The following is a 25,713-nucleotide window of genomic DNA, read 5'->3' on the forward strand; positions in this document are numbered from 1 at the left end:
ACCCTGGCGTGCGTAGTGGATTTGCGTGACATTATCTTGTCCCTGGCGTTTAGCAACCCATTGAGTCCGCATATTGAATTCCCTTGATAAACAGCTTCCCTCCTGTCTCCTTGTCAAGAAAGTCCCCTTGTCAAGAAAGTCCCCTTCCCTGCTCCCCAAGGAGTCCCTACTCCAAAGCTCGACCCTTCACATCAGCTAAACCATTTGCATCTAACACATCCCCCGTGGTATAATACCCAGCAGCTTTCTTCGCTTCCATTTCCACCCGTGCATCTTGAGGAATCAAATCATCCGGAATCGCGATTCGTTCAACAATCTCAATTCCCGATTGAGTTATGGCATCGAACTTCATATTACTCATAGATACCATGCGGTCAATGCGAGTAATGCCCAACCAATGGAGTACATCCGGCATTAGTTCTTGGAAGCGCATATCTTGAACGCCTGCCACACATTCAGTACGTTCAAAGTAGGCATCAGCGCGATCGCCTCCAACAGCACGCTTGCGAGCATTATAAACCAAAAATTTCGTCACCTCACCAAGGGCGCGACCCTCTTTGCGACAATAAACAATTACTCCAGCACCACCGGATTGCGCTGTTTGCACGCACACCTCAATTCCGTGTACCAGATAAGGACGACAAGTGCAGATATCGGAACCGAAGACATCCGAACCGTTGCACTCATCATGTACCCTGACAGCTAAAGGTTTATTCGGATCGGCGATCGCATCTTTATCACCGACAATATACACTGTCAAACCTCCAATTGGTGGCAAAAATAGCTCCAAATCCGATCTAGTCACCAATTCTGGAAACATTCCTCCAGTTTGTTCAAATAAAGCGCGACGCAATTCGCCTTCAGTGATATTAAACCGCTTGGCAAGTCCTGGTAAATACCAAACCGGCTCAATTGCGGCTTTAGTTACCACCAAATCGCCACCCGCTTTCATAATTTTACCATCAACTTGCAAACGTCCTTTGGCGATCGCTTCTTGCAATTCCGGCATATTGATGTGAGCTTTGGTGATGGCGATGGTCGGACGGATATCATATCCCTGTTCGTAGTAGGATGCAAACACCTCAGAAGCGATCGCACCATAAGGGTCAAGAGAAACGATTTTTTCCGGGTCAGACCAGCTTGGATATGGTCCAATACGCTCTGTTGGAGACGTGTTGGTTAAATCCGCTATATGATCTGATTGCAGCGCTCCGCTAGCCACTGCTAAAGCGCGATAAACCGCATAACCACCCGAATGAGTGCCTATGACATTGCGGTGCGCCGAATGAGTTAAAGTAGCAATAACTGGACCTCGTTGCATCGGGTCAGCTGCTCCCCAGTTAATGGCGATCGGCTTTGGACCAGAACGACTGGGATGAGAAGTCAGAACAATATGCCGAGAAACGCTGTTTTGTTTTGGCATAGTCAATTTATTTTTTGTTATCTTTTTATCAACTATTATTTCCTAAGGATTTGTCAACTGCCAAGACACCCTTTACACTTTTATAAAGTTTGTGCTAATGACTTGATATATTGCATGAAGAAGGGAAAAGGGGAAAGGGAAAAGGGGAAAGGGAAAAGGGGAAAGGGGGAGGAGAAGAGGAAACTCATGTTAAAGGCAAAAAGGACTCATGAAGAAGTAATTCAAAGCCAATCGACTAATTTTAAATAACTCCATCCCTTTCCCCCTTCCCCTTTAACCTTTTCCCCTCCTTGGTAAACGCACTAACAGTATTACTGACTACAAAAAATAGCATGATAATTGCCGCGCATTGCAATTGTCGTAATTTAAAGATGCCTTTAAAAGTGATTTAATTAGATAGTTTTGTGCGAAATTACTAATATACAATCCCAAATCTAAAACTCATGGATTCTTTATCAATCAATTCCTTACTTGAAGATTTGAAAAATCCTGACGAAATAGTGCGAGAACACGCAACTAGGAAACTTTGGCGGATCTGGTTCAAGCAAAAGGGAATTTCTGCCCTAGAAACCATTGATCGCAGTCAAAAGTTACTAGACGCTGGGGAACTAGACGAAGCCGAAACAGTGCTGAACCAACTGATCGAAGAACAACCAGATTTTGCTGAAGCTTGGAATCGTCGTGCTTTTCTCTACTACAGCAGCCGTAAATATCATAAGTCGCTAGCAGATTGTCAGAAAGTTGTGGAAATAATACCAGTACATTTTGGTGCACTTCACGGTATGGGCTTGTGTTATGCCGCACTTGGCGAGTATGGTGAAGCAATCAAAGCTTTTCAACGCGCTTTAGAAATTCAACCATATTCTTTGGTAAACCAAAAGTTAATTTTAGAATGTACACTGCGAATCAGTTAAAAATTTAGGCGCTTTAATTTTTGTTTTTGAGTGCCTTATATAACTTTATTTTAAATAAATGGCATAAAAGCGGGGATAAAGAAGAATTCCGAAGTCAGATTTATTGCCAATCCCCATTCCTATTTTATCGAAGGTTGGAGGCGATCGCTCTCCTCCCATCTGAAATTTCCCGAAATAATTGACACCTATAATTTGTGAAAAATTACAAATTCGGTAATTATACCCCAAAAGGATAAAAAAAATGTATAACAATGACTCAAATCTTAAGCAAACTAGTAACCTTTCCTAATAGTTTATCTGGTGAGGATATTCTTCAAAGGTTTTCTCTTAGATTTACAATTAATTTTTGGCGTTGCATAATCGCCGAATCAATCGTAGAGACGCCTCTGAGTGGAACGTCTCTACAATAGACATCTCCAAAAATGAACTATGCGTTGCCCAAAACCCTTGTAGAGACGCGATGGTCCGAAGTCTCTACATTGTTTTCTGGAGATGTATAATATGTAAAATCATCACGTTAATATGCAACGCCAATAATTCTTAATAGTTAACAGCATAACAAACTATTCCTACAAACTGTAGCATAGCTGTGTTACAATCAGACAAAAGTATTGCACCCCATGATTGAAATTGACGGTTCCTATGGAGAAGGAGGTGGACAAGTTCTCCGTACCTCCTTAAGTCTCGCTGCCATCACAGGTAAACCCATACGCATTTACAACATTCGTGCTGGACGCAAAAAGCCGGGATTAGCAGCACAACACCTAACATCTGTTCGTGCTGCCGCAGCGATTTGTCATGCCAAACTGCGGGGTGATGCTTTCGGTTCAATGATGCTAGAATTCATTCCTGGTAGTTCCGTGCAAGGGGGAAATTATACCTTTGATGTCAGCGAAGCACGAGAAGGTGGTTCTGCGGGTGCTGTTACTTTAGTGTTGCAAACTATACTTTTGCCTTTGGCGTTAGCTGATGGTGATTCTCAAGTAACCCTACGAGGGGGAACTCACGTTGCCTTTAGCCCTTCAACGACGTACATTGAGCAAGTCTATCTGCCAATGTTACAGCAAATGGGTGTGGAAGCTCAAGTAAAGCTTGGCGCTTGGGGATGGTATCCTCAAGGTGGGGGAGAAGTGCAATTGCGCGTCAGTGGCGGTAATAAACCCACTGGGTTCAAGTTGCTGGAACGCGGTGACTTACAGCAAATACGGGGACTCGCGGTGGTGACAGAATTACCTGCCAATATTCCCCAAAGAATGGCAAATCGTGCTGAGAATTTGTTGCAAGAAGCCAAATTAAAACTTGCTGTGCAAGCATTGCGAGAAAAGGGTATTGCACCAGGGGCTGGTTTGTTTCTCACCGCTAAGTATAAAAATAGTGTGGCTGGCTTTGCTGGGTTGGGAGAAAAGCGGTTGTCATCAGAAAAAGTTGCCGAAATCGCTTGTGAGGAACTGCTGAAGTTTCATCAAACGAGCGCACCAGTAGATGAACATTTGGCGGATCAGTTATTGCTACCAGCAGCATTAGCTAGCGATAAAAGTGAGTATCGGGTAGCTGAGGTAAGTCTGCATTTGACGACAAATGCGGCAGTAATTCAGCAGTTTGGGTTAGCGCGGGTAATGGTGGATGATGTGGAGAAGATAGTGGTGGTGGAACCTTTGGGAAGTTGAGAGGAAAGCGATCGCACATCTGAAACTTCACCGTAAACACACTTAAGATAAACAAATTTTTTCCTATAGCTCTCAATAATATCCCTGAGTAATAAAAAAAGTTATACTATAAAAAAATCGTATCTTTACTTAACCATTGCATGAGCAGTGATACTCTCATCAGGAAAATCTTGGTTCTGGCAGCAAATCCCAGAAATACCTCTTTGCTACGGCTGGATGAAGAAGTACGGGAGATTGATGAGGGATTGCGACGAGCAAACAAGCGCGAACAGTTTAAGCTAGAGCAAAAGTGGGCAGTGCGATCGCGTGATTTTTACCGGGCAATTCTAGACTATCAGCCGACTATTGTTCACTTCTGCGGACACGGTGCTGGAGAAGATGGAATTATCCTGGAAAATGAGACGAAGCAAGCAGCGTATATCCAGGCAGATGCGCTGGCAAGTATGTTTAAGCTGTTTGCCAGAAATGGGGTAGAGTGTGTTGTTCTTAATGCTTGCTATTCAGAAGTGCAAGCAGAGGCAATTAGCCAACACATTAATTATGTGATTGGGATGAATCAGGCGATCGGGGATAAAGCAGCGATTAATTTTGCTGTGGCATTTTATGATGCTTTAGGAGCGGGACAAGATATAGAATTTGCTTTTGAGTTAGGCTGCTCTCAGATTAATCGAAATGAACAACAGACACCGATTCTCAAAAAAAAGCCTAATTCAAGTAGTACAGTTGTTGAGCCAAATTTTGCAAAAAATATACATCCTGTAAAAAATCAACTTATATCTATGCCATCTGCTAAAGCGATTGAAGTATTCTTCTCTTACGCTCCCGAAGATGAAAAACTGCGAGATAAATTAGAAAAGCATTTAAGTCTATTGAAGCGAGAAAAAGTGATTACAGGATGGCACGATCGCAAAATAGGAGCAGGGCAAGAATGGAAAAATGAGATAGATATACACCTGAATACAGCCCAGATAATTTTGCTGCTTGTTAGTGTAGATTTTATCGCTTCAGATTATTGCTGGGATGTTGAAGTTAAACGGGCAATGGAAAGACATGAAGCTGAAGAAGCGCGAGTTATTCCTGTAATTCTCGACTCTGTTGATTGGAAGAGCGCACCTTTTGGCAGACTTCAACATCTGCCTAGAGGTGTCAAACCTGTGAAAAAGTGGGGAAATCGTGATGAAGCGTTTTTAGAGATTGCTCAAAATATTCGGATAGTAGCAGGGGAATTGGCTGCTAACCCATAAATACATATCACTTTTGGCATTACTCAATATAGTGCCAAAAATTTCAAGCGTAAGTGATGTGAAAAGAAAGTAATGCTGATTTGTAATTTATAGGTGCTAAGGTTAATGTCGTCTACCAAAGCTATCAAAATTTTATATTGCCGCTCTGAATCTAATGATGATGAACAAATGCGGCAACAATTGGAGGAACATCTGTATGGTTTGAGGCGAAATGGTGTAATTGTCACCTGGGACAAGAGGATGATTAGCGCAGGTAAGGAATGGGAAAAAGAAATAAAAGAGCAACTCCAGACGGCTGATATAATTTTGGCACTGATAAGTTCAAAATTTATAGCTTCGGATTATAACTGGGATGTTTTGGCGAAGCAGGCTATGGAACGCCATAGGGCTGGAAAAGCTCGTGTTGTTCTTATTCTGCTTCGCCCAGTTGATAATTATTGGAAGGTCGCATTCCCCAACGTCAAAGTTTTGCCTAAGAATGGAATACCTATCACTGGATGGCGACCCTATGATAAAGCTTTTGCGAATATTACTAAAGGTATTCGGGAAGTAGTTGACGAACTCACCGATCCTACCTTCCATATTAAAAAATATTTTAGACGGATTAGGGCTGTCGTAAAACCTGTTGCAAAAGCTTTTTTCAAGATGGTTGCAATAATTGTTAGTGTGGCAGGAGTAATTTTATATTCATTAACTAAAACATCAAGATATCGTCGGCGGAATAAAAATAGTATGATGCCGCTGCTCAAGATGTTTTTAATAATTTTCGGTGGAATATTTTTAGTTTCTCAAATACAAAATTTATTAGACTTTTATTCATCTAAAACTAAACCCAACCATACTTTAGTTTCAAATGCAAAAGTTAATCCTACCGGGTGGATATGGATAGGTGTGACAAATAATAGTTCGGGTAGGTTGCATGCAGGAGAGCGGTTGTTGAAACCTGAAAATCCTGATTTATTTCCTAGTATTGAACCTTCCGTTGTCCCATCATCAGGGGCAGTAGTGAATGTGAAATATAAGGTTAATTTAAGAAAAGATAAATCGTTGACAGAGCAACTTGGTGAACTTCAAAAGGGAGACAAGCTAGTCATCATCAAAGTAGAGCCTATAGCAAAGTATAGTCCGAATTCACCCTATATTAAACTGAGAGCGCAAGTTAGTAAGTGTAATAAAACTTGTGAGAAGTGAAAATCACATTATCAAATGTTGGTGATTTTTGAATGCGATCGCACTTCAGCATAACGGCTAAATCAACATGCTTATCGTGATTTACGAGTAATTGCTGTGTATTTTCGCAGTCAAAAATATTATATTTATATTATATTTCCGCTTCAATAATAGTCACAACCGCAATTGAAATTGCTGACATTGTAATATCTGAGATAATACCTAGCTTACGAATGAATCGTTGCAAGTCTACTCCTCTTAATTGCAATGCGTCAATTGCGGAAACTTTCGTCAAACAATTGCTAGTATCTGGCTCGATTTTGACGTGCCAAATATTTTGGCTAAAAGAAGCTTTCCAATCTGTAATTGGAGCAATCAATTTAATAGGTAATTTACCCACAGCATCAGAACTAATAACTACTGCGGGTCGTACTTTTTTGATTTCTGCACCTATCGTCGGGTCAAAATTAACTAACCAAATTTCTCCACGCTTAGGCATGTCAGGATTAGTAGTCAATTATGTCACCCGCCATTAACTCTTGCCATTCAGAATCTTGCTGGTAGTGAGACAGCATTGTTTCGGCTTGAGTTTCCAGAATTCGTCTGCGATCGCTAAGAGGTAATTTGAGGAAAGCCTGACGTTCCTGCAAAGAAGGAGACTGGTTATTTTCAGAATAAATAGAAGTATTAGATTCCGAAATTATAATTATGACCTCAACTGTTTGTCCTTCTGTTAGGTTGAAATTTTGAATCTCAATTTTATTTCCCGGTAAGACTTTTGCTGTCAAATACAAAGTTGATTTCACACATTAACCTACCTTTTTATTTGATCTTAACGTAGTAAGCGGCTCTATTTATTAAAACCGTTGATCTGAGCGGTAAACGGCTCACTAGGAACCAGGAGGTTAGACATGCGAAAACTGAAGTATTACGTAGCTTGCACTGTTGATGGGTTTATTGCCCAGGAAGACGGCTCATTTGACGGTTTTCTTGCCGAAGGTGAGCATGTAACTGATTATTTGAAGCCTTTCAAGTGGTTTGATGTCGTTTTGATGCGATGCAAGATATACGAGGTGGGGCTAAAAGAAGGTGTAACCAATGCTTACCCAACTATTCTCAATCTTGCCACAAAGCAATTCCACCTAGTAAACCACTAATATTTGGAATGAGTTTTACATTTTCAGGTAGCTGAATTTTTACCCTTGTGGCTTCACCACCGCCGATATAAAGGTAATTATAATTGAACAGACTTTGTAAAGATGCGATCGCATGACCTAAGCGTCTGTTCCATTTACTATCACCAATTTTTCCCAAAGCTGCACGTCCCAATTGTTGCTCATAAGTCTCTCCTTTTCTAAACTCATGATGCCCCATTTCCAAATTCGGCACTAATTTACCATCTACAAATAAAGCCGAACCAAAGCCTGTACCCAAAGTAATCACCAATTCTACACCCTTACCGACAATTGCTCCCAAACCTTGCATATCAGCATCATTAATTACCCGCACAGGCTTGTTTAAACGCTGTGACAATTGCTTTGCCAAATCAAGCTTAATCCAATCTGAATGCAAATTTACCGCCGTTTCCGTCACTCCATCGCGCACCACACCGGGGAAACCTACCGAAACGCGATCGAATTTACCTTGAGTTGCTGCTAACTCAATAATTGCATTGATCACAGGTTCGGGTTTAGCTGGCTGCGGTGTTTCTTTTCGCACTCTCTCACTTAAGGCATTACCCGTACTATCCAAAAGCATAACCTTAACACCACTGCCGCCAATATCAACAGATAAAGTGCGTATCTTATTATCTTCAGTCATTTGGGTTTTCCTCCTTGGTGTGTCTTTTCTGAAAAACAATTAATATTTAGTATTTATTGTTAGGCTTCTATAAACGGTTAGGTTGATAGAACCGCTTCAATTGCGGCTTAGTGGGTGTCTGCTTAACCCCAGCAATACATTACCATTACTTTATTGCGCTTGCAGTCTCCAGTTCATCAGGGTAAGCGCATTTAGTGCCAAAGTTTTTATGACATCACTCACGTTCTTACTTACGTCCCACAATTTCTCTCAAGCCAATCAAAAAATCATAACTTTATAAATTTATAAATTACGCTATATACAAAAGCGCCTGATATGCTGTGTGCATGGCATGAAAACCGTACCCACAGCACTATTTATATTTGCTAGCCTAGGGATAATAAAAATAATCCTGATGGTAGTGGCGTAACTACTAAAGCTTTGAGCGGAGATATCCTCGGCTCAAACTTATCGCTGAATATCTATCGGGGAACAAAACTTTATTAAAAGTAATACAAGAGACAGAATTATGACTGCTTCTGAATCTAAAGTCACCCGTTTCTATAATCAAGAAGATGTGCAGCAAATTCTTCATTTAGCGATCGCTCGTCAAGCGGACGATAAAGAAAAAGAATTCTCTTACGAGCAATTGTTAGAAATCGCCGCTGAGTTAGAAATTCCTCCAGAATCTTTAAAACTAGCAGAGCGCGATTGGTTGGACAAACAAGGAGAAATGCAACAGCGTCAAGCTTTTAACCTCTATCGCCAAAAAAGATTAAAGAAGCGTTTTGGCAAGTATGCAATTGTTAATAGTGTTTTAATGTTAGTTAATTTAGTTAGTAGTGGTGGTCTTTCGTGGTCGCTTTACATTTTATTATTCTGGGGACTCGGAGTAGCGCTTGATGCTTGGAGTACTTATCAAACTAACAGCGAAGAATACGAAATTGCTTTTCAAAAATGGCATCGCAAGCATCAAATCAAACAAACATTCAACACAGTTTGGAATAAGTTTTTTATCAAATTGTAAATTGAATTGGGTAATGGGGCATGGGAAAAAGATTTGACTTTATTCCCACGTTCCCAATTACCAACTAGCAACAGCTTGAGCGATCGCATGACGAGCTTGAGCAAGCGATTGTTCGCGCACATCGTCACCCGCACTCAGGTTTTCTACATGTATAAAGGAAACGTCCGTAATTCCTATAAAGCCAAAAATCGCCCTTAAATAAGGTTCTTGAAAATCGTATGGTGCAGCGGGACTTCCTTGCGTAAAACTACTACCACGAGCCGTAACAATCAGTATCTTTTTGCCTGTAACTAAGCCCTGTAAAGCACCTTGTTCGGTGACAGCGAAGGTACGACCAACGCGAACAATCTGGTCAATATAAGCTTTGAAGGTAGATGGTATATTGAAATTGTACATTGGCACACCGAAAACATAGCGATCGGCAGCGAGAAACTCATCTATTAATTCATCAGAAATTTTAATTGCTTGATTTAGTTCCGGGGTACGTGCTTGCGGTGGTGAAAAAGCCGCAGCAATCCACGATTCGTCTACATGGGGGACGGGATTGTGTCCTAAATCGCGGTAAGCGACTGTATCATCAGGATGAGCGGTTTTCCAGGATGTGACGAACTCATAGGAAAGTTTGCGAGAAAAAGAGCGATCGCTACGAGGACTAGAATCTATATGCAGGATATGTGCCATTAATTAATTTCCTCAAAAATTTGAACGCATTTTTGCTCTTTGCAGCGATGCTGCCGATCAATTTAGGCTTTGACCTCCATATAGACTTTAAACTATGTAAAGCTAATATAAACAGTAGGCACTTAAAAGTAAGATACTTACCTAAAAGTAACTATGAAAGCTGAAACAGAAAACTATAGCAGACTGACTTGTGAAGTAGAAACTACGCTAAAGGTGATTGGTGGACGCTGGAAGGTGTTAATTATTAGAGAATTAATGCCAGGAGTTAAACGCTTTGGTGAATTACAAAGAGCCTTATCGGGAATTACTCAAAAAATGCTGACTCAGCAACTTAGAGAAATGGAGGAAGATGGTATTATTCATCGAGAAATTTACCCACAAATTCCTCCAAAAGTCGAATATTCACTCACACCTTTAGGAAAAAGTCTTCAACCGATTCTTTATGCAATGCATGAATGGGCAGTGCAGCATTATTTGGGTGAAAATGCAAGTCAAATTAAGAGCGATCGCATTCCTAACCTCCCTTAGAGACGTTCCGTCGTCACGTCTCTACCGCTTTTTTTTGTACAGACGTGACGACGGAACGTCTCTATCTAAATCCTATTATTAAATAATTTATTCATTAGTTTGTAAATATTCAATTGCCGCTTCTAATTTTGATGAATAACCTTCAGCAAATCTTTCAAACCAAAGTCCTTCTGCTGAAAATGGATCTAATTTTTTCAGCCAATCTTCGGCTTGATTTTTCAACCCCTCCAATTTTTGAGCTTTGAGTTGTTCTTGTTTAATTCGCTCTTGTTCTAATTCTTGTTGCCTTCTGAACTCTTCAGCCGTATCTTTTTCCACAAAATCAGCTTTCACTTGCGCCAATATATTATCTATTAAAGATGTCGATTTTGGCGGTGGTTGGATGAATGTTTTTCTTTGTGGTGGTGACTGTTGGGGTGTTGCTGGTTCAGTATATTCACCTTGAAGTTCAGCCAATAGTTTATCAAGAAAATCCATTTTTCAAATCCTGTCAAACGGAAACTTAGTCATTAATAGCATTGAGTAGCACTTCTGATAAACTCAAATCTTCCATATCTTCCATTGTGATTGTGTCACAAATATCAAATTTGGCTCCAGCGCTTTGAAGTTCATCATCCAAGACTTTGAGAAAGCGGGTAGCTTGAGCATCTTTACCAACTTGAATGAAAGAAATAGCTAGTTCTTCATCGCGATCCATTTGCCTTGAAGCTTCGATAATCACCTTCATTACGGCTTTGCGATCGTCCGGTTCACCATCAGTTATAACTAAAATTGTCTCACCATTTAACTTAGTTTGACCAGAAGATTTTCGCTGAAAATAGCTATCTAGCGCGTGTTTTAAAACACCAGCTAAATCAGTAGTTCCTGAGGGATCGTTTTCTTGGAAAATTTGAGTTACCTTACTCGCTGTCACATTTTCGTAACGCTTAAATCTGCCAGAAAATACATAAAGAGTAATGCCATCTGGATCGAATTGCTCGCATTTACTCGCTAAGGCAAAAGTAGATTCTTGTGCAGTTACCCATCTGGTTTTGCTACCCTTTTGATCTGGGGTAGCCATACTGCCGCTTTTGTCGATAATTAAGGTGTAATCGCGATTATCTAACATTTTTAAATTCTCCTTGTTAGTTAATAGTCAATAGTCTTGGGTCAATAGTCAAAATATCTTGGACTTTAGATTCTGAGCTTCTTAATCAGTAATTGCGTTCATTAATATATCTGCTAAACTCATATCTTCCATCTCATCTAAAGTGATGGTGTCGCAAATATCAAATTTTGCACCGACACTTTGCAACTGGTCATCTAAAGCTTTCAAGAATTTAGTTGCTTGGGCATCTGAACCAACTTGAATCATAGATATTCCTAGTTCTTCATCGCGTTCCATCTGCCGTGTAGCGTTGATGATGACCTCAAATACTGCTTTGCGATCGTCTGGTTCACCATCAGTAACAACTAAAATTGTCTCACCATTCAGCTTAGTTTTGCCGGCTGCTTTGCGCTGAAAGTAATCATTAAGTGCGTTTTGAAGTACACCTGCTAAATTTGTTGTGCCAGCGGGATCGTTTTCTAAAAATATCTGCGCGACTTTGGCAGATGTTACATCATCGTAACGTTTAAATCTCCCAGAAAATACATAAACAGTCAGACCATCGGGGTCAAATTGTTCGCATTTTCTTGCTAAAGCGAGAGTAGATTCTTGAGCTATTTCCCATCTACTTCTACCACCGGCTTGGTCTGGGGTGGACATACTACCGCTTTTGTCAAGGATTAATGTGTAATCGCGATCGCTCATCATATATTCCTTTAATTGTTACCTGATGCTTCTAGTTTAGCTCTTGCGTAATTGTTACGGCAGAGAAGTGACAATGCTTTGTAATAATCATTTAAGTAGTCTGACGTTTACTGTAATTTGATACCCAAGGGTCAATCTGGAACTCTGAAGCAAGAAAATCGATAAAGCAGCACACCTTTGCTGGTATAAAGCGACCTCTTCTGTAAACAGCGTAAATCGGTAAAGGTGTTGGTTGATAGTCGTTGAGAACAACTTTGACAGCATCCGTATTAACCACATCACGAAATAACCAAATGGGAGAAACCGCAATCCCAACACCAGATAAAACTGCTTCACGCACAGCGGTTGAATTATTTGCCTGAAAATTCCCACTGACTTTGACTTTTATCGTTTGTTCTTTAAAATGAAAATGCCATTCATTGCCGGTTGCAAGTCGCGTGTAAACAATGCAATTATGATCGATTAGGTCTTTAGGGGAAAGCGGTTCCCCTGAAGAATCAAAATAAGGTGTTGCCCCAATTGTAACGCGCCGAGTTATGCCTATTTGCTGGTAAATTAGTGAAGTATCTTCCACGTTGCCAATTCTAATTGCTACATCTACAGCTTCTTCCACCAAGTCAATAAATTGGTCTGTCATCATCAAATCAAGCTTAATGTCTGGATAGCGCTCCAGAAATGCTTTCAACAAAGGCATAATAATAAATTGTCCAAAGGAAACCGGACAGTTGACTTTCAGTACACCAAAAGGCTTTTGTCTTTTTCCCACGCTTGCTTCTGCTTCTGCTACTGCTTCTAAAATTCCTTGACAATGTTCATAAAAACGCTGTCCCTCTTCAGTCACACTCAAGGATCTAGTAGAACGCACAAGCAATTGCACGTCTAAATATTCTTCTAAAGCAGCAATCTGCTTGCTAATTGTCGGTTGCGTGGTGTTCATTTCCCTTGCGACAGCGGAGAAACTATTAGTCTCCACTGTCCGCACAAAGCTTTTCATGCAGTCGATGCGATCCATTGGGATTCATTCTTATTTGGAATAAATAATATTCTATTTTGCCGTCTTCTCAAATCAAAATGAATGAATCAAGATGTACATATACAAGCGGACAAGAAAACACAAAGGATTATTATGAACATCAACACATCTGTTGCCCTTGTGACTGGAGCTAATCGCGGTATCGGTAAAGCATTTGTCGAAGCGTTACATCAAGCTGGTGCAAAACGCATATATGCAACCGCTCGCAATATTGATTCTCTCAAAAATATCGTCGCGATTGACCCAGAAAGAATTATTCCCATAGCCCTTGATATTACCAATCTTGATTCTATTACAACTGCTGCCCAAAGTTTACAAGATGTCAATTTGTTAATTAACAATGCAGGTGTGTTGGGTACGGGTGGATTTTTTAATTCTACTAGCTTAGAAACCGCACATTGGGAAATGGAAACCAATTACTTCGGCACGCTGCATATGATTCGCGCTTTTGCACCAATTTTAAAACGCAATGGTGGAGGTGCGATCGCTAATTTACTTTCTATTGCTTCGGTTGTGAATGTGCCTGTATTCGGTTCTTACAGTGCCTCAAAAGCTGCACTTTATTCTCTCACACAAGGAGCAAGAGCAGAATTGGCAGGGCAAGGAACTTTGGTAGTGGGAATCTTCCCCGGTCCTGTAGATACTGCTATGTCGGATGGTGTACCTTTAGACAAGGTTCCCCCCAGTCAAATCGCTTTAGCTACATTGCAAGCTCTGGAGCAAGGCATTGAAGATGTGAATCCAGATCCGGTGTCACAAGAGGTATTTGCAGGTCTTCGGCAAGATCCCAAAGCTGTGGAAAAACAGTTTGCGACAATGTTGCCTCAGTAATTATAGTCATAATCAATGTATTGCTTGTTTAAGCGTAGTCAGCCCTTTAGCGCTAAAGTGTTTACGACACATGACGCTCCGCGTTTAAAGCGCTGAAGTGCTTACTACATAAGGAGGATATAAGAGTAAAATAACTGCATAGAATTTGTTATGTCGCAGTTAATCTTGACTAATCGCACTTGATAAAATACCGAGAATTTTCTTAATATCTTTTATATAATATTGACTTAAATCAATAAAAATAGTTTTCTCTTCCAATTTCATAAACTGCCAAATCGTCCCAATAGTTACGGCACCATAAATAATCGGAATTTCATTCTCTTCCTTTTGGTTAAATAATTGTGCTGCTATCATTTCTGCCACACATTGTCCCAACCCAAAATTCAGATTTTCATTTTTGCTTTCTACAATTGTAATTACTGGAGCACGAACTAAAAGCTGTTCTTTGGAAAGACTGATAATAAAATCACAAAAGCCATTTAATCCGCGTTCGTTATCGACATTAAAATCTACTCCAGAAAATAAACCAATTTGATAGTTGAACTTGCGCCTCAATTCTAATAAAATCGGAGCAATTATCATTTCCGAACGAGCTTTTTCGGTATTGATAGAAACCGCTAAATCAACATTTTCCTGGAGGAGGGTTGCTAAAATATCGCTATAATCAACTTCTGGTACATTAGCAAACAATCCGGAGCTTTCACTAATTGTTAACCCAAAAGTTTTGATAAGTTCACTCAGCTTAAAATCGCTATAAGCCATATAATATAATGTCCGTGCTCATTAACATTAATAAAAACATTGCAACCGTTGTCAAGACGTTCCGGTGGAACGTCTCTACAATATATGTGATTTGTCGGACATGATATAACTTAGCTTTTAATTTGCTTTATTGCACGTTTTCAGCGCTTAGGAGTCAGAACAAGCTGATGAGTGATTTTGACTGGAATGCGATCGCATCGCATTCCCCAAACTTTTCTAGCTCATCCCCAACACGCTACCAAGCGATCGCACCATATTTTGTGGTTGCATTGCGTCCATTGCAGCGGTAGGTTCATAACCGCAGTGAACCATGCAATCTGCACATTTAGGATTACCGCTCTTGTGACCGTATTCACTCCAATCTGTTTTTTCTAGCAATTCTTTAAAGGTGCTGTAATAACCTTCATTTAGCAGATAACAGGGTTTTTGCCAACCGAGGACGCTGTAACTTGGACTACCCCAAGGTGTACATTCATAATCTTTCTCCCCCGTGAGAAAATCTAGAAAAAGCGGGTTGTGATTGAAATCCCATTTTTTCTCACCTGCTTTGAAGGGTGCAAGAATTTCGCGGAAAAGAGTGCGTGTTTGTTCACGTCCTAAAAAATGCTCTTGATCTGGCGCCCAATCGTAGCTGTAACCTGGAGAAATTGTCATCCCGTCAATATTCAACGTACCCAAAAAGTCAAAGAACTCTTGCGTTTGTTTGGGTTCTACACCTTCAAAGATGGTCGTGTTAGTCGCAACCCGAAATCCTTTCGCTTTCGCAGCTTTGATTGCTTTAACAGCAGTATCAAAAACACCTTTGCGATCGACACATTGATCGTGCCATTCTCGCAACCCATCTAGATGTACAGTAAATGTTAAATAAGCGGAAGGTTGAAACTTATCCAGGCTCTTTTCTAACAACAACCCATTAGTACACAGATAAATATACTTTTTGCGCTCAATTAATCCCTTGACAATTTCACCAATTTGGGGATGTAATAGAGGTTCACCCCCAGGAATGGAGACAACCGGCGCCCCGCATTCTTCCACTGCTTTGAAACATTGTTCGGGGGTGAGGTTTTGCTTGAGTATGTCTGTGGGATGCTGGATTTTACCGCAACCTGTACAAGCTAAGTTGCAACGAAATAAAGGTTCTAGCATTAAGACTAGGGGAAAGCGTTTGCGTCCCAAAAGACGCTGAGTCACTAGATACTTCCCGATATCTATCGCTTGTTGTAAGTTAATTGCCATTTCTCGTGTCACTCCTCGGATAAAAATATACCGTAGTAAGCGCTTCAGCGCTTAAAAGCACTCTTCGTGCTTACTACGAGCTTCTATAAATTCACGTATCTGTGAGAGACAAACCAGTTTACAGCATCTTTGAGTGCGGTATTCAAAGATGATTGAGGTAAGTTTAATTCTCGTACTGCCTTTGATGCATTGTAGTACATGCGTTGCTTCGCCATGCGGACGCCATCGAGGGGAACGTTCGGTTGTTTACCTAAAGGTGCGAGAATTTTTTCATCAATCCAAGCGACACTTAAAGGTAGCCAAGCTGGTACAGTGCGTTGAGGTGCGCTTAAACCTGTGATTAATTCTAGTTCATCAAGTAGTTCTTTTAAGGTGAGGTTTTGATGTCCTAAAATATAGCGATCGCCTGATTTTCCTTTTTGCAATGCGAGTAAGTGTCCCCATGCTACATCGCGCACATCAATAAAATTTAAACCTGTATTTAAATATGCTGGCATTTGACGCCGTAAAAACCGCAGGATAATATCTCCTGTTGGCGTTGGTTTAATATCCAATGGTCCAATGGGACTGCTAGGATTGACTACAACCACCTCCTGACCTCTACTAGCTGCTTGCATTGCTTCTTGTTCAGCCAAGAACTTAGACTTCTTATAGTCCCCAACAAGTTCCTCAACAGGACTTTGATAAGTTTCATCAACAACTCGATCGAATTTTCCCGCACCGATCGCTGCCACGGAACTAGTATAAACTGTACGCTCAATACCTGCTTTCTGCGCTGCTGCTAAAACATTGCGCGTCCCTAATACATTATTGTGATATAGTGCTTCGCGATCTTTTTGCCAAAGTGAATAATGAGCAGCGACATGAAAAAGATACTGACAACCTTGCATTTGCTGCCATAAATTCAAGTCGTTTAAATCACCTTTGACAACTTCCACATCCAGTCCTTGAAGATTTCCCAAATTGCTGTTCGGACGCACCAAAGCTTTCACAGAGTATCCCTCTTGTAACAGCAACCGCACCAAATTAGCACCGACAAAACCCGTACCACCTGTAACAAAAACACTTTTTGAATTGAGATTTTGCATTTTTAACCGCAGATGAACGCAGATGAACGCAGATAGTTCTATAAATTTTATATTCTTCTTCTTTGCGCCTTAGCGCCTTTGCGTGAGGTAAGATTTTTTGCGGGGAAACAAATCATCCATCAGTGTGTAAAGCACCGGGACAACAATCAAACTTAATACAGTAGAACTAATTAACCCACCAGCGATCGCAACAGCCATCGGCGATCGCAATTCGGAACCTGCACCCAATCCTAAAGCGATGGGTACCATTCCTAAAATCGTTGCCGCAGTGGTCATCATGATTGGTCGCAGGCGCACGGGTCCTGCTTTGAGAATCGCTGCTGTGCGGTTTAAACCGGTGTCGCGCAATTGGTTAATATAATCTACAATCAGAATGGCATTTTTATTGCTTATTCCCAGTAAAAAGACAAAGCCGATTAGCGAAATCATCCCAAAATCGCTTTTAGTTATCAGTAATGCCAATAAAGCACCCACAATTGCTAAAGGCAAAGAAACGCCAATTACCAACGGATCAACCCAGCCTTTAAACAGCCAAATCAGTACCGCGATAATGCACAAGGCAGACATTGCTAAAGTAGTGCCGAAACTGCTAATAACTGTGTTTAGGCTGGCAGAATCTCCTCCCAAATCTAAAGTAACATCTGGGGGAATCACCGATGAAGCGATCGCAACTAATTTATCGGTTGCATCACCCAAAGATAATTCTTTACCCAAATTCGCACTGATATAAGTTACCCGCTGATTATTTAAACGCTCAATTTGAAAGATTGTATCCTGGGGATTTGTTTCACCTGTTACCGTCACATCAGCAAATCCTGGTATTTTCACTATCTTGTCTTTGATCGCTTTTGCGGCTGTATTCAAAGCTTTCAAGTCATTACCTTGCAATGCGACTTGTAGCGGTTTTTGACCACCGCTATCGACAAATTGAATATCTTCCACGCTGGTAGTGACACCGACAAGATTTGGCAAAGAGGTACGGAACTGCTCTTGCAATTCTAAAGTGGTAATTGTGCGCTTATCTTTTAGTTTGATATAAAGTGTACCTTTATTCGGCTCACCTCCGCGAGAACCGACGGTAGTAAATACCGTTTCCACTGCTGGGGATTTTCTGACTACTTCTTCTAGTTTCTTAGCAACTTCGAGAGAATCATTTAAAGGATTAAAACTGGGAAGTGGGGAGTAGGGAGTAGGGAGTGGGGATTGTTCTCCACCTAACAAGCTTCCTAAGAGTGCGTTTCCTTGCTTTTCTAATTCTGATATATTCGGCAAAGGAGCAGTATAAACAATATTAAACTCGCCGCGATCTAGTTTGGGAATAAATCCTTTAGGAATCAACGGAATCAACGCAATCCCTGCAATCAAGCTGAGTGCAGCTAAACCCATAACAATCCGGCGATGATTTAAAGACCAGCCGAGTAAATCGTGGTACAATCGGTTAAAGCTTGCGCCGATGTTGCTGGTTTGACGAGGGGGACGCGAAGAAGTCGGTTTTAGCCAGTAAAGAGCGAGAACTGGGGATAAAGTCCGCGCTACTAACAAAGAAGTCAGCATGGCTGCGGAAACAGTGATTCCAAAAGGCTTGAAAAATTGACCGATGGTGCCACCCATCAAACCTATGGGGAGAAAAACTGCTACTGCTGTAAAGGTGGCAGCGGTGACAGTCAAACCAATTTCATTTGTCGCTAAAAGTGCTGCTCGACGAGGACTTTCGCCATCTTGGATGTGTCGCATGATGTTTTCTACATCCACGATCGCATCATCAACTATACTACCAATTACCAAAGCTAAAGCGAGCAGGGTAATCGTTTCTAAATTGAAGCCAAACAAAGCCATGACAATAAACGTTCCCAACATAGAGATGGGAATCGCTAATGCAGAAATGAAAGTAGCTTGCCAATTCCATAAAAAGGGAAATATGACAACTACCGAAAGAGCGATCGCTTCAATTAACGCATCTATTGTAGATTGGGTAGCATTGCGGATATACTCTGCTTGGGTGGCTGCTAAGGTCAGTTTGACATCTTTCAGGGTAGATTGCAGTTTTTGAACTTCTTTTTCTACCCGACTGACAACTTCTAAAGTGTTGGCATTACCGCGTTTGATGACTTGAAATGCTAAAGCATCCTTACCATTAAACCTAACTAATGTTGCTCCAAGTGTGGGTATAGATGCTTCGGAAGTAACATCGACAGGTGCGCCTAACAAAGAGACTTTTAGGACTCCTGGAATAAGAGCGATCGCACTCACAATCTGCTCTTTAGTCAGTTTAGCTAAATCCGTTAAATTGCGCGAATCACTTTCAACAGCATAACTAATCGCTGCCGACTCATTCAAATTTAAAGGAATAACTTTATAACTTGCTCCCTCAATCAGACTTACCTGCTTCAGTCTAGTTTCGACTTCACGAGTCGATTTTTCCAAATTCGTCCCAACAGCAAAAGACAAACTCACCACACTTTGACCAGGATACGACGAAGAGCGCACATCATCAAGTCCGGGAAGCTCACGTAAGCGCATTTCCACAGGTTGAGTTAACTTTGCTTCCGTATCCACAGCCGTAGTTAACGGTGCAGAGGCATTCACCACAACCACCGGAAAGGTAACATCAGGAAACAAAGCATATTTGAGAGAACTGAAAGCCAAAAGTCCAGCTACCGTCACCGCAATCCAAAACGAGAGCGTCACCCACGAAAATTGAATCGCTAACTTGGAAATATTAAAGCGCTCTCGTGCGGATTTCGAGTTATTGAGTCCCATCTGGCAAAATCATCATGCGGACGAATTATTAGTGATCGTACATTAATCATCTCAGGAATGCGAATTCTTTCTTCCCGTAGTAAGCACGAAGAGTGCTTTCTTACACCGTTTTTGGGAACACTACTATAACAGGACTTAAGTTTATTTGAGCGCTGAAGCTCTCGCTACGTTAATTTCAGTGCTTTCATTACACCGCTTTTGGGAACACTAGTATAACAGGACTTAAGTTTATTTGAGCGCTGAAGCGATCGCTACGTTAATTTCAGTGCTTTCTTACACCGCTTTTTTGGGAACACTAGTATAAAGCACCATTATTCATTTGAGCGAGTACAGCGCTCACTACGGTTCATGTACGAATATCGTAAACTAACAGCAGAAGAAAAAGCAGAATTAGTTAAACAACGCTTAAGTCGTGGTTATCCACCTCATTCACCACCACATACGGTGCGAGATCGACCATTTTATCTGTTAACAGCAGCTTGCTACGAACACAAGTGTCATCTTCACTCGGAATCTCGGCGCCAGCAACTACTAGATATGCTATTTGAGAAATTTATTCCCAACGATGTCGAAATCCTTGCTTGGGTTATTTTGCCTAATCATTATCATCTTTTAGTACACATTGTTAATTTTGATGTTTTGGGTAATTTATTTCGCTCAATTCATGGTGCGACTTCTCGTCAATGGAATCTTGAGGAAAATCTACGTCAGAGAAAAGTTTGGTATCGGTATAGCGATCGCGCTATTCGCTCCCAAAGGCACTATTATAATAGTCTCAACTATATTCATTACAACTGTGTTAAACATGGTTGGGCACAATCTCCTTACGATTGGGTTCATAGCAGTGTTCATTGGTATTTACAAGAGTATGGACGGCAATGGCTGCGTGATTGTTGGGTTGAATATTCGCTGCAAGATGATGATAATGGTTGGGATGAGTATGAGTAGTGATTGAGCGCTGAAGCGCTCACTACGAAAATGTATGTTTGAATCAACATTTCCGATAATTGTGGTTCCTCAGGGAGCAGAGTATAAAGCTGTGTGTCGCGGTTTAACCTCGAAACAAAATGTAATACCGATTCCTGTGGGTGGTCAGGCTGTAAGCAGATATTTGCGAAGTTGTCAAGATAAGTGGAAGCCCCAAACAAAAGTTCTGGTGATGGGTTTATGTGGCAGCTTGCGCGATCGCTTTCAAGTCGGGGATATTGTTTTGTACGATGAATGTGTATATGAAACGAAGGTGCAACAGTGCGATCGCTCTTTCACAGCAGAACTTTACGCACATCTTCAAGATCAGGTTTCTTTGGTGAAGGGGTTAAGTTGCGATCGCGTAGTTTGTTCGGCTAAAGAAAAGCTGCATTTAGGGGAAATATCCAAAGCTGATGTTGTTGATATGGAAGGCTTTGCAGCTTTAGAGTTTTTTCAGCAAGCAGGTGTACAAGTGGCAATGCTGCGAGTCGTCAGCGATGACTCTAAGCACGATATACCTGATTTAACATCAGCAATCAATTCTGATGGTTCCCTTCAACCTTTGCCTTTAGCTATCACCATGATTCGTCAACCTATTGCCGCAACTCGTTTAATTAGAGGTTCCCTGGCAGGTTTAAAAGTATTAGAAGAAGTTACAACATTTCTCTTTGCTGGAGAAAAAATATAGCAGACTACACCTTGTTATTAGTAATCAAAGAATTTATCCCACTAATACCAAGAAATGGTAATTTATTTCGGGAAAAGAAAGGTGTAAGTAGGTGGACATAATTAAATATAAAATAAAATATGAGTTCGTAGTGAGCGATTTATCGCTCTGGGAAAGCATTCTAAGGACTAAAGTCCTTACTACGATCTGAAGTTTAATTTAGTTCTCCTACTTATTTATTGATGACTAGGCGTTTTGAAAGACTAAGTGACCTGGAATGGAAGCTTTTTGATGATGTATTCCCTGAAGAGCCATCTAAACGTGGAAAAGGAATGCCTCATGCTGCGTATCGTCATGTATGAAATAGTCGAATACCGATTTTATATGAAGATGCATATATAGCGGTTCTCATTTGAGTGAAATACAGACCTAACCCCCTACCCCCTTCCCTTGGAGGGAAGGGGGAAAAGCCCCTCTCCTCATAGGAGAGGGGTTGGGGAGAGGTCAGAGTGTATTGGACATCTCCAGAAATTAATTATGCGTTGCCCGAAACCATTGTAGAGACGTAGCAGTGCTACGTCTCTACATTCATTTTCGGAGATGTCTATTGGATTCAATTGCAAAACCCCCTTAAGAGCACTCTTAAGGGGGAAAAGCCCCTCTCCTCATAGGAGAGGGGTTGGGGAGAGGTCAGAGTGTATTGGATTCAATTGCAAACCGCTATAATTTAGCCTGCGTGTGCCTGCTTTGTTTGTGTAGCCCCAGGCTTCCAGCCTGAGGTAATGTGCAGCCTCACATAGAATTGGTCCAAGGTGACAACAAGAACGTTGTTTTGCGCTGTGTTCAACCTAAGTATCGTCGTAGTCCTGTTGATGGGACAAAAAGTATATTTTGATTCCTTCATTGACCCCGCGACTATCCATATATATATGGATTCCAAGGATTTTATTAGTGGGATAGGTTCACAAAAATTTCATATAACGTGTTCTAAAAAACCTTTAGCATGAAAAATATAATGATTTAATTGATACTGTTCTAAAGCTATTTAATCTATAGAACTCTAAATCATTATGTCTAGAGTTAAATCTAGGTCAAATGCATCTTATTTTGATAATGCTTACTGGGTAAATGTTTCAAGCATTGTTCATTTTGATGAGTAAAATTTGAAACCCTTGGGGGCATGAATTACAGAATTTAGATCCCTTTGCCTTGGATTTAGCTCTAGACACATATGAAATCAACAAAAGGAAAATCAAAGTACATGGCTACAATCATCGGTACCGCTAATAGCGAAACCCTCAATGGGACTATTAACGACGACAGCATCTATGGGCTTGCTGGCAACGACACCCTCAATGGGCTTGCTGGCAACGACACCCTCTATGGGGGTGATGGCAACGACATCCTCAATGGGGGTTTGGGCAACGACATCCTCTATGGGGATAATGGCAACGACACCCTCGATGGGGGTGCTGGCAACGACACCCTCAATGGGGGTGATGGCAACGACATCCTCTTAGGGGGTGATGGCACCGACATCCTCTCTGGGGGTAATGGCAACGACCAACTCTATGCGGGTTTTGGCAACGACACCCTCTCTGGGGGTTTTGGCGACGACATCCTCTATGGGGGTGATGGTGGTGGCAACGATACCTTAACTGGTGGTCCTGGCAGCGATCGGTTCCAGTTCTCCCAGCGTGTGCAAGGTGCTGTAGATACCATCACTGATTTTACTCCTGGCATTGATAAGCTCGAGTTTTCTGCCTCTGGTTTTGGTGGTGGTCTAGCGCAAGGTACACTTCCAGCTTCTCGGTTCGTTCTGGGTAGTTCTGCAACAAATACCAGTCAACGGTTTATCTATAACAACGGTAATTTGTTCTTTGATGTTGATGGTAATGGTAGTGCTGGTGGACAACAGCTGATTGCTACTCTAAGTGGTAGTCCAAATCTGACATCCAACGACATCCGTATCATTGCTTAACGACTACTTGTCCTCAAAGCGGGTAAACTACCACACACTCGTCGGAATACCAACTGAGTGTGGGCGCCTCAGTTGCCCCAATATGGTTCGGTTAACGTATGTAGAGACTAGCAAGTGCAACGTCTCTACAAGGGTTCTGGGTTCACAAATATTCTTAACCGAACCGTATTGTCAGTTGCCCTAGAATCGAATAGCGCGGAAAGATTGCAGCTAAGGTATTGTGAACCGCTTTCTACAGTTTACAGTTGCCTCTAATTGTTTAATGACATTCGCTGCGTTTGCCCTGGGGCGTCCCCTTTCCAGCCACAATGACCGCAGTCATAGTTTTATCCCATTAGACATCTCCGGAGTCATACGTAGAGACGTAGCAATGCTACGTCTCTACAAGGGTTTCGGGCAACGCATAATTAATTTCTGGAGACGTCTATTGCGATAAGACTCCCCTCGGATGGGATGGGTATGCAAGCAGTTATGGCAGGTTTGGGAAGTGTTCATTGGTATTTACAAGAATATGGACTAATACCGTTCAGTTAAGCCCGAAATCCTCTGTAGAGACGCGAAATCCTCTGTAGAGACGCGAAATTTCTGTAGAGACGCGAAATTCTCTGTAGAGACGCGAAATTCTCTGTAGAGACGCGAAATTTCTGTAGAGACGCGAAATTTCTGTAGAGACGCGAAATTCTCTGTAGAGACGCGAAATTCTCTGTAGAGACGCGAAATTCTCTGTAGAGACGCGAAATTCTCTGTAGAGACGCGAAATTTCGCGTCTCTACATGCCGAAATCAATACCAAAAATCCTTCTTCTCCAAGCGTATTGGAATATGGACGACAATCGCCTAGCCATTGTCGTCCATATTTCCTGCAACCCCTATGATAATGGTTGGGATGACTATGAGTAGTGCCATTCGCGAGTACAGCGCTCACTACGAAAACCTATGTTTGATTAATCAACATTTGCTATCATTATTGTTCCTCAAGGAGCAGAGTATAAGGCTGTGTATCGCGGTTTAACCTCGAAACAAAATGTAATACAGACTTTCACAGCAGAACTTTACGCACATCTTCAAGAAAAGGTTTCTTTGGTGAAGGGGTTGAGTTGCGATCGCGTAATTTGTTCGGCTAAAGAAAATAGAATTTTTTCAGCAAGCAGGTGTAGAAGTGGCAATGCTGGGAGTTGTCAGCGATGACTCTAAGCACGATATACCTAATTTTACATCAGCAATCAATTCTGATGGTTCCCTTCAACCTTTGTCTTTAGCTATTACCATGATTCGTCAATTTATTGCCGCAACTCGTTTAATTAGAGGTTCCCTGGGAGGATTAAAAGTATTAGAAAAAGTTACAACATTTCTCTTTGTTGGAAAAAAATTCTAGCAGACTACACCTTGTTATTAGTAATCAAAGAATTTATCCCACTAATACCAAGAAATGGTAATCTATTTTTGTAAAAGAAAGGTGTATCTAGTATTGATGGCTGGGCGTTTTGAAGGACTAAGTGACCTGGAATGGAAGCTTTTTGATGATGTATTCCCTGAAGAGCCATCTAAGCGTGGAAAAGGAATGCCTCATACTGCGTATCGTTATGTATTAAATAGCCTAATGTACATCCTGGTTACAGGGTGTCGATGGTGTGATTTACCAAAGGGAGATATATGGGCATCTAAAAGCTCATCTCACCGATGGTTAAAGCGGTGGCGTTCAGATGGAACATTTGAACATTTAAAAGCACGTATATTGGCGATCGCCGATGAGAAAAACTTGATAAATTGGGATTTTGGGGCTGTAGACGGCTCTTTTTCCCCCTGGGAAAGGAGGAGGCGAGGATATTACTTAGGTAAAAAGGGTAAAAATGTTTTAATTCATACACGAATCGATGGGAACGGAATGCCGTTGGCTAATTAGACAACCTATTTGAAAATGAACTATGCGTTACCCAAACCCCAAGAGACGCTTGGGTATCGCGTCTCTACATTCTTTCTTTTGAGAGGTCTATTGTACAACTCCAGCCAATGGAAATGTATCAGCATAAGTGTCTGGTAAAATCTTCCTTTAGATGTGTCCACAATTAAGATAGGGGCTTTATAGCATGTGGGGAAAAGTTTTTTCAACCTGACTTTACCCCTGACCATCAACCCCTTTT

General features: G+C 41.3%; 26 protein-coding genes. 13 read left to right on the forward strand and 13 right to left on the reverse strand.

Features of this window, described 5'->3' with window-relative positions:
- Positions 1-166 precede the first annotated feature (166 nt).
- Complete coding sequence (locus OGM63_RS15390) at positions 167-1,423, reverse strand: GTP cyclohydrolase II (protein ID WP_263746464.1); 1,257 nt, start codon at positions 1,421-1,423, stop codon at positions 167-169.
- A gap of 443 nt (positions 1,424-1,866) precedes the next feature.
- Here OGM63_RS15390 and OGM63_RS15395 point away from each other — a divergent pair, with 443 nt between their 5' ends.
- From OGM63_RS15395 to OGM63_RS15410, 4 genes are all read left to right on the forward strand, one after another.
- Positions 1,867-2,337 (forward strand): tetratricopeptide repeat protein, encoded by a 471-nt coding sequence (locus OGM63_RS15395; protein ID WP_263746465.1) that lies wholly within the window; start codon positions 1,867-1,869, stop codon positions 2,335-2,337.
- A 620-nt stretch (positions 2,338-2,957) separates the two neighbouring features.
- Positions 2,958-4,004, forward strand: coding sequence for an RNA 3'-terminal phosphate cyclase (gene rtcA / locus OGM63_RS15400; protein ID WP_263746466.1), 1,047 nt, complete (start codon positions 2,958-2,960; stop codon positions 4,002-4,004).
- 140 nt (positions 4,005-4,144) lie between these two features.
- Complete coding sequence (locus OGM63_RS15405) at positions 4,145-5,248, forward strand: TIR domain-containing protein (RefSeq protein ID WP_263746467.1); 1,104 nt, start codon at positions 4,145-4,147, stop codon at positions 5,246-5,248.
- 105 nt (positions 5,249-5,353) lie between these two features.
- Positions 5,354-6,439 carry a toll/interleukin-1 receptor domain-containing protein gene (locus OGM63_RS15410; protein ID WP_263746468.1) on the forward strand — a complete coding sequence of 362 codons (1,086 nt, stop codon included), beginning with the start codon at positions 5,354-5,356 and terminating at the stop codon, positions 6,437-6,439.
- 130 nt (positions 6,440-6,569) lie between these two features.
- On the opposite strand, the gene OGM63_RS15415 is transcribed toward OGM63_RS15410, so the two are convergent.
- Together OGM63_RS15415 and OGM63_RS15420 are read right to left on the reverse strand one after the other, a co-directional pair.
- Entirely contained in the window at positions 6,570-6,935 is a 366-nt protein-coding gene (locus tag OGM63_RS15415) for a type II toxin-antitoxin system PemK/MazF family toxin (protein ID WP_263746469.1), read from the reverse strand.
- A complete protein-coding gene (locus OGM63_RS15420; RefSeq protein ID WP_263746470.1) occupies positions 6,925-7,224 on the reverse strand; it encodes a hypothetical protein in 300 nt (99 codons plus the stop codon). The genes OGM63_RS15415 and OGM63_RS15420 overlap by 11 nt, the downstream gene beginning before the upstream one ends.
- A gap of 105 nt (positions 7,225-7,329) precedes the next feature.
- Between OGM63_RS15420 and OGM63_RS15425 the strand changes: the two genes are divergently transcribed.
- The gene (locus OGM63_RS15425) at positions 7,330-7,575 is read left to right on the forward strand and encodes a dihydrofolate reductase family protein (RefSeq protein ID WP_263746471.1); all 246 of its coding nucleotides are present in this window, start codon (positions 7,330-7,332) and stop codon (positions 7,573-7,575) included.
- On the opposite strand, the gene OGM63_RS15430 is transcribed toward OGM63_RS15425, so the two are convergent.
- Positions 7,535-8,239, reverse strand: coding sequence for an ROK family protein (locus tag OGM63_RS15430; RefSeq protein WP_263746472.1), 705 nt, complete (start codon positions 8,237-8,239; stop codon positions 7,535-7,537). The genes OGM63_RS15425 and OGM63_RS15430 overlap by 41 nt on opposite strands.
- 508 nt (positions 8,240-8,747) lie before the next feature.
- Here OGM63_RS15430 and OGM63_RS15435 point away from each other — a divergent pair.
- Entirely contained in the window at positions 8,748-9,245 is a 498-nt protein-coding gene (locus tag OGM63_RS15435) for a 2TM domain-containing protein (protein ID WP_263746473.1), read from the forward strand.
- 57 nt (positions 9,246-9,302) lie between these two features.
- Here the strand turns inward: OGM63_RS15435 and OGM63_RS15440 are convergent, their stop codons facing one another.
- The gene (locus tag OGM63_RS15440; RefSeq protein ID WP_263746474.1) at positions 9,303-9,926 is read right to left on the reverse strand and encodes an FMN-dependent NADH-azoreductase; all 624 of its coding nucleotides are present in this window, start codon (positions 9,924-9,926) and stop codon (positions 9,303-9,305) included.
- Between the two features lie 153 nt (positions 9,927-10,079).
- Here OGM63_RS15440 and OGM63_RS15445 point away from each other — a divergent pair, with 153 nt between their 5' ends.
- Entirely contained in the window at positions 10,080-10,454 is a 375-nt protein-coding gene (locus OGM63_RS15445; RefSeq protein ID WP_263746475.1) for a winged helix-turn-helix transcriptional regulator, read from the forward strand.
- An 87-nt stretch (positions 10,455-10,541) separates the two neighbouring features.
- Here the strand turns inward: OGM63_RS15445 and OGM63_RS15450 are convergent, their stop codons facing one another.
- The 4 genes from OGM63_RS15450 to OGM63_RS15465 all read right to left on the reverse strand — a co-directional run bounded on the left by OGM63_RS15450 (position 10,542) and on the right by OGM63_RS15465 (position 13,258).
- Positions 10,542-10,931, reverse strand: coding sequence for a salt stress protein, Slr1339 family (locus tag OGM63_RS15450; protein ID WP_263746476.1), 390 nt, complete (start codon positions 10,929-10,931; stop codon positions 10,542-10,544).
- 25 nt (positions 10,932-10,956) lie between these two features.
- Positions 10,957-11,562, reverse strand: a complete 606-nt coding sequence (locus OGM63_RS15455) for a vWA domain-containing protein (protein ID WP_263746477.1) — start codon at positions 11,560-11,562, stop codon at positions 10,957-10,959.
- Between the two features lie 81 nt (positions 11,563-11,643).
- Positions 11,644-12,249 (reverse strand): vWA domain-containing protein, encoded by a 606-nt coding sequence (locus OGM63_RS15460; protein ID WP_318528464.1) that lies wholly within the window; start codon positions 12,247-12,249, stop codon positions 11,644-11,646.
- 88 nt (positions 12,250-12,337) lie between these two features.
- Positions 12,338-13,258: a LysR family transcriptional regulator gene (locus OGM63_RS15465; RefSeq protein WP_263746478.1), complete on the reverse strand. Its 921-nt coding sequence runs from the start codon at positions 13,256-13,258 to the stop codon at positions 12,338-12,340.
- 114 nt (positions 13,259-13,372) lie between these two features.
- On the opposite strand from OGM63_RS15465, the gene OGM63_RS15470 reads away from it, so the two are divergent.
- Positions 13,373-14,110 (forward strand): SDR family oxidoreductase, encoded by a 738-nt coding sequence (locus OGM63_RS15470; RefSeq protein WP_263746479.1) that lies wholly within the window; start codon positions 13,373-13,375, stop codon positions 14,108-14,110.
- 159 nt (positions 14,111-14,269) lie between these two features.
- On the opposite strand, the gene OGM63_RS15475 is transcribed toward OGM63_RS15470, so the two are convergent.
- The 4 genes from OGM63_RS15475 to OGM63_RS15490 form a co-directional block, all read right to left on the reverse strand.
- Entirely contained in the window at positions 14,270-14,872 is a 603-nt protein-coding gene (locus OGM63_RS15475) for a hypothetical protein (protein ID WP_263746480.1), read from the reverse strand.
- A 216-nt stretch (positions 14,873-15,088) separates the two neighbouring features.
- Positions 15,089-16,108 carry an adenosyl-hopene transferase HpnH gene (gene hpnH / locus OGM63_RS15480; protein ID WP_263746481.1) on the reverse strand — a complete coding sequence of 340 codons (1,020 nt, stop codon included), beginning with the start codon at positions 16,106-16,108 and terminating at the stop codon, positions 15,089-15,091.
- 83 nt (positions 16,109-16,191) lie between these two features.
- Positions 16,192-17,196, reverse strand: a complete 1,005-nt coding sequence (gene hpnA, locus OGM63_RS15485; protein ID WP_263746482.1) for a hopanoid-associated sugar epimerase — start codon at positions 17,194-17,196, stop codon at positions 16,192-16,194.
- A 69-nt stretch (positions 17,197-17,265) separates the two neighbouring features.
- A complete protein-coding gene (locus OGM63_RS15490) occupies positions 17,266-19,956 on the reverse strand; it encodes an efflux RND transporter permease subunit (protein ID WP_263746483.1) in 2,691 nt (896 codons plus the stop codon).
- 348 nt (positions 19,957-20,304) lie between these two features.
- Here OGM63_RS15490 and OGM63_RS15495 point away from each other — a divergent pair, with 348 nt between their 5' ends.
- The 5 genes from OGM63_RS15495 to OGM63_RS15515 all read left to right on the forward strand — a co-directional run bounded on the left by OGM63_RS15495 (position 20,305) and on the right by OGM63_RS15515 (position 25,475).
- Positions 20,305-20,904: an REP-associated tyrosine transposase gene (locus tag OGM63_RS15495; protein ID WP_263746484.1), complete on the forward strand. Its 600-nt coding sequence runs from the start codon at positions 20,305-20,307 to the stop codon at positions 20,902-20,904.
- Positions 20,905-20,938: 34 nt separating this feature from the next.
- Positions 20,939-21,613, forward strand: a complete 675-nt coding sequence (locus OGM63_RS15500; RefSeq protein ID WP_263746485.1) for a 5'-methylthioadenosine/S-adenosylhomocysteine nucleosidase family protein — start codon at positions 20,939-20,941, stop codon at positions 21,611-21,613.
- A gap of 1,240 nt (positions 21,614-22,853) precedes the next feature.
- A complete protein-coding gene (locus tag OGM63_RS15505; RefSeq protein ID WP_318528465.1) occupies positions 22,854-23,573 on the forward strand; it encodes a calcium-binding protein in 720 nt (239 codons plus the stop codon).
- Positions 23,574-24,731: 1,158 nt separating this feature from the next.
- Positions 24,732-24,947, forward strand: coding sequence for a hypothetical protein (locus OGM63_RS15510; RefSeq protein WP_263746487.1), 216 nt, complete (start codon positions 24,732-24,734; stop codon positions 24,945-24,947).
- Between the two features lie 54 nt (positions 24,948-25,001).
- A complete protein-coding gene (locus OGM63_RS15515) occupies positions 25,002-25,475 on the forward strand; it encodes a transposase (protein ID WP_263746488.1) in 474 nt (157 codons plus the stop codon).
- The last annotated feature ends 238 nt before the right edge of the window (positions 25,476-25,713 follow it).

This window comes from Plectonema radiosum NIES-515 (genome assembly GCF_025753815.1).
GTDB classification, from domain to species: domain Bacteria; phylum Cyanobacteriota; class Cyanobacteriia; order Cyanobacteriales; family Nostocaceae; genus Hassallia; species Hassallia radiosum_A.

Excerpts from the sequence above, each read along its gene's own strand:
- OGM63_RS15390 (WP_263746464.1), bottom strand. The coding sequence starts at position 1,423 with ATGCCAAAACAAAACAGCGTTTCTCGGCATATTGTTCTGACTTCTCAT.
- OGM63_RS15395 (WP_263746465.1), top strand. The coding sequence starts at position 1,867 with ATGGATTCTTTATCAATCAATTCCTTACTTGAAGATTTGAAAAATCCT.
- rtcA (WP_263746466.1), top strand. The coding sequence starts at position 2,958 with ATGATTGAAATTGACGGTTCCTATGGAGAAGGAGGTGGACAAGTTCTC.
- OGM63_RS15405 (WP_263746467.1), top strand. The coding sequence starts at position 4,145 with ATGAGCAGTGATACTCTCATCAGGAAAATCTTGGTTCTGGCAGCAAAT.
- OGM63_RS15410 (WP_263746468.1), top strand. The coding sequence starts at position 5,354 with ATGTCGTCTACCAAAGCTATCAAAATTTTATATTGCCGCTCTGAATCT.
- OGM63_RS15425 (WP_263746471.1), top strand. The coding sequence starts at position 7,330 with ATGCGAAAACTGAAGTATTACGTAGCTTGCACTGTTGATGGGTTTATT.
- OGM63_RS15430 (WP_263746472.1), bottom strand. The coding sequence starts at position 8,239 with ATGACTGAAGATAATAAGATACGCACTTTATCTGTTGATATTGGCGGC.
- OGM63_RS15435 (WP_263746473.1), top strand. The coding sequence starts at position 8,748 with ATGACTGCTTCTGAATCTAAAGTCACCCGTTTCTATAATCAAGAAGAT.
- OGM63_RS15440 (WP_263746474.1), bottom strand. The coding sequence starts at position 9,926 with ATGGCACATATCCTGCATATAGATTCTAGTCCTCGTAGCGATCGCTCT.
- OGM63_RS15445 (WP_263746475.1), top strand. The coding sequence starts at position 10,080 with ATGAAAGCTGAAACAGAAAACTATAGCAGACTGACTTGTGAAGTAGAA.
- OGM63_RS15450 (WP_263746476.1), bottom strand. The coding sequence starts at position 10,931 with ATGGATTTTCTTGATAAACTATTGGCTGAACTTCAAGGTGAATATACT.
- OGM63_RS15455 (WP_263746477.1), bottom strand. The coding sequence starts at position 11,562 with ATGTTAGATAATCGCGATTACACCTTAATTATCGACAAAAGCGGCAGT.
- OGM63_RS15460 (WP_318528464.1), bottom strand. The coding sequence starts at position 12,249 with ATGATGAGCGATCGCGATTACACATTAATCCTTGACAAAAGCGGTAGT.
- OGM63_RS15465 (WP_263746478.1), bottom strand. The coding sequence starts at position 13,258 with ATGGATCGCATCGACTGCATGAAAAGCTTTGTGCGGACAGTGGAGACT.
- OGM63_RS15470 (WP_263746479.1), top strand. The coding sequence starts at position 13,373 with ATGAACATCAACACATCTGTTGCCCTTGTGACTGGAGCTAATCGCGGT.
- OGM63_RS15475 (WP_263746480.1), bottom strand. The coding sequence starts at position 14,872 with ATGGCTTATAGCGATTTTAAGCTGAGTGAACTTATCAAAACTTTTGGG.
- hpnH (WP_263746481.1), bottom strand. The coding sequence starts at position 16,108 with ATGGCAATTAACTTACAACAAGCGATAGATATCGGGAAGTATCTAGTG.
- hpnA (WP_263746482.1), bottom strand. The coding sequence starts at position 17,196 with ATGCAAAATCTCAATTCAAAAAGTGTTTTTGTTACAGGTGGTACGGGT.
- OGM63_RS15490 (WP_263746483.1), bottom strand. The coding sequence starts at position 19,956 with ATGGGACTCAATAACTCGAAATCCGCACGAGAGCGCTTTAATATTTCC.
- OGM63_RS15495 (WP_263746484.1), top strand. The coding sequence starts at position 20,305 with ATGTACGAATATCGTAAACTAACAGCAGAAGAAAAAGCAGAATTAGTT.
- OGM63_RS15500 (WP_263746485.1), top strand. The coding sequence starts at position 20,939 with ATGTTTGAATCAACATTTCCGATAATTGTGGTTCCTCAGGGAGCAGAG.
- OGM63_RS15505 (WP_318528465.1), top strand. The coding sequence starts at position 22,854 with ATGGCTACAATCATCGGTACCGCTAATAGCGAAACCCTCAATGGGACT.
- OGM63_RS15515 (WP_263746488.1), top strand. The coding sequence starts at position 25,002 with ATGGTAATCTATTTTTGTAAAAGAAAGGTGTATCTAGTATTGATGGCT.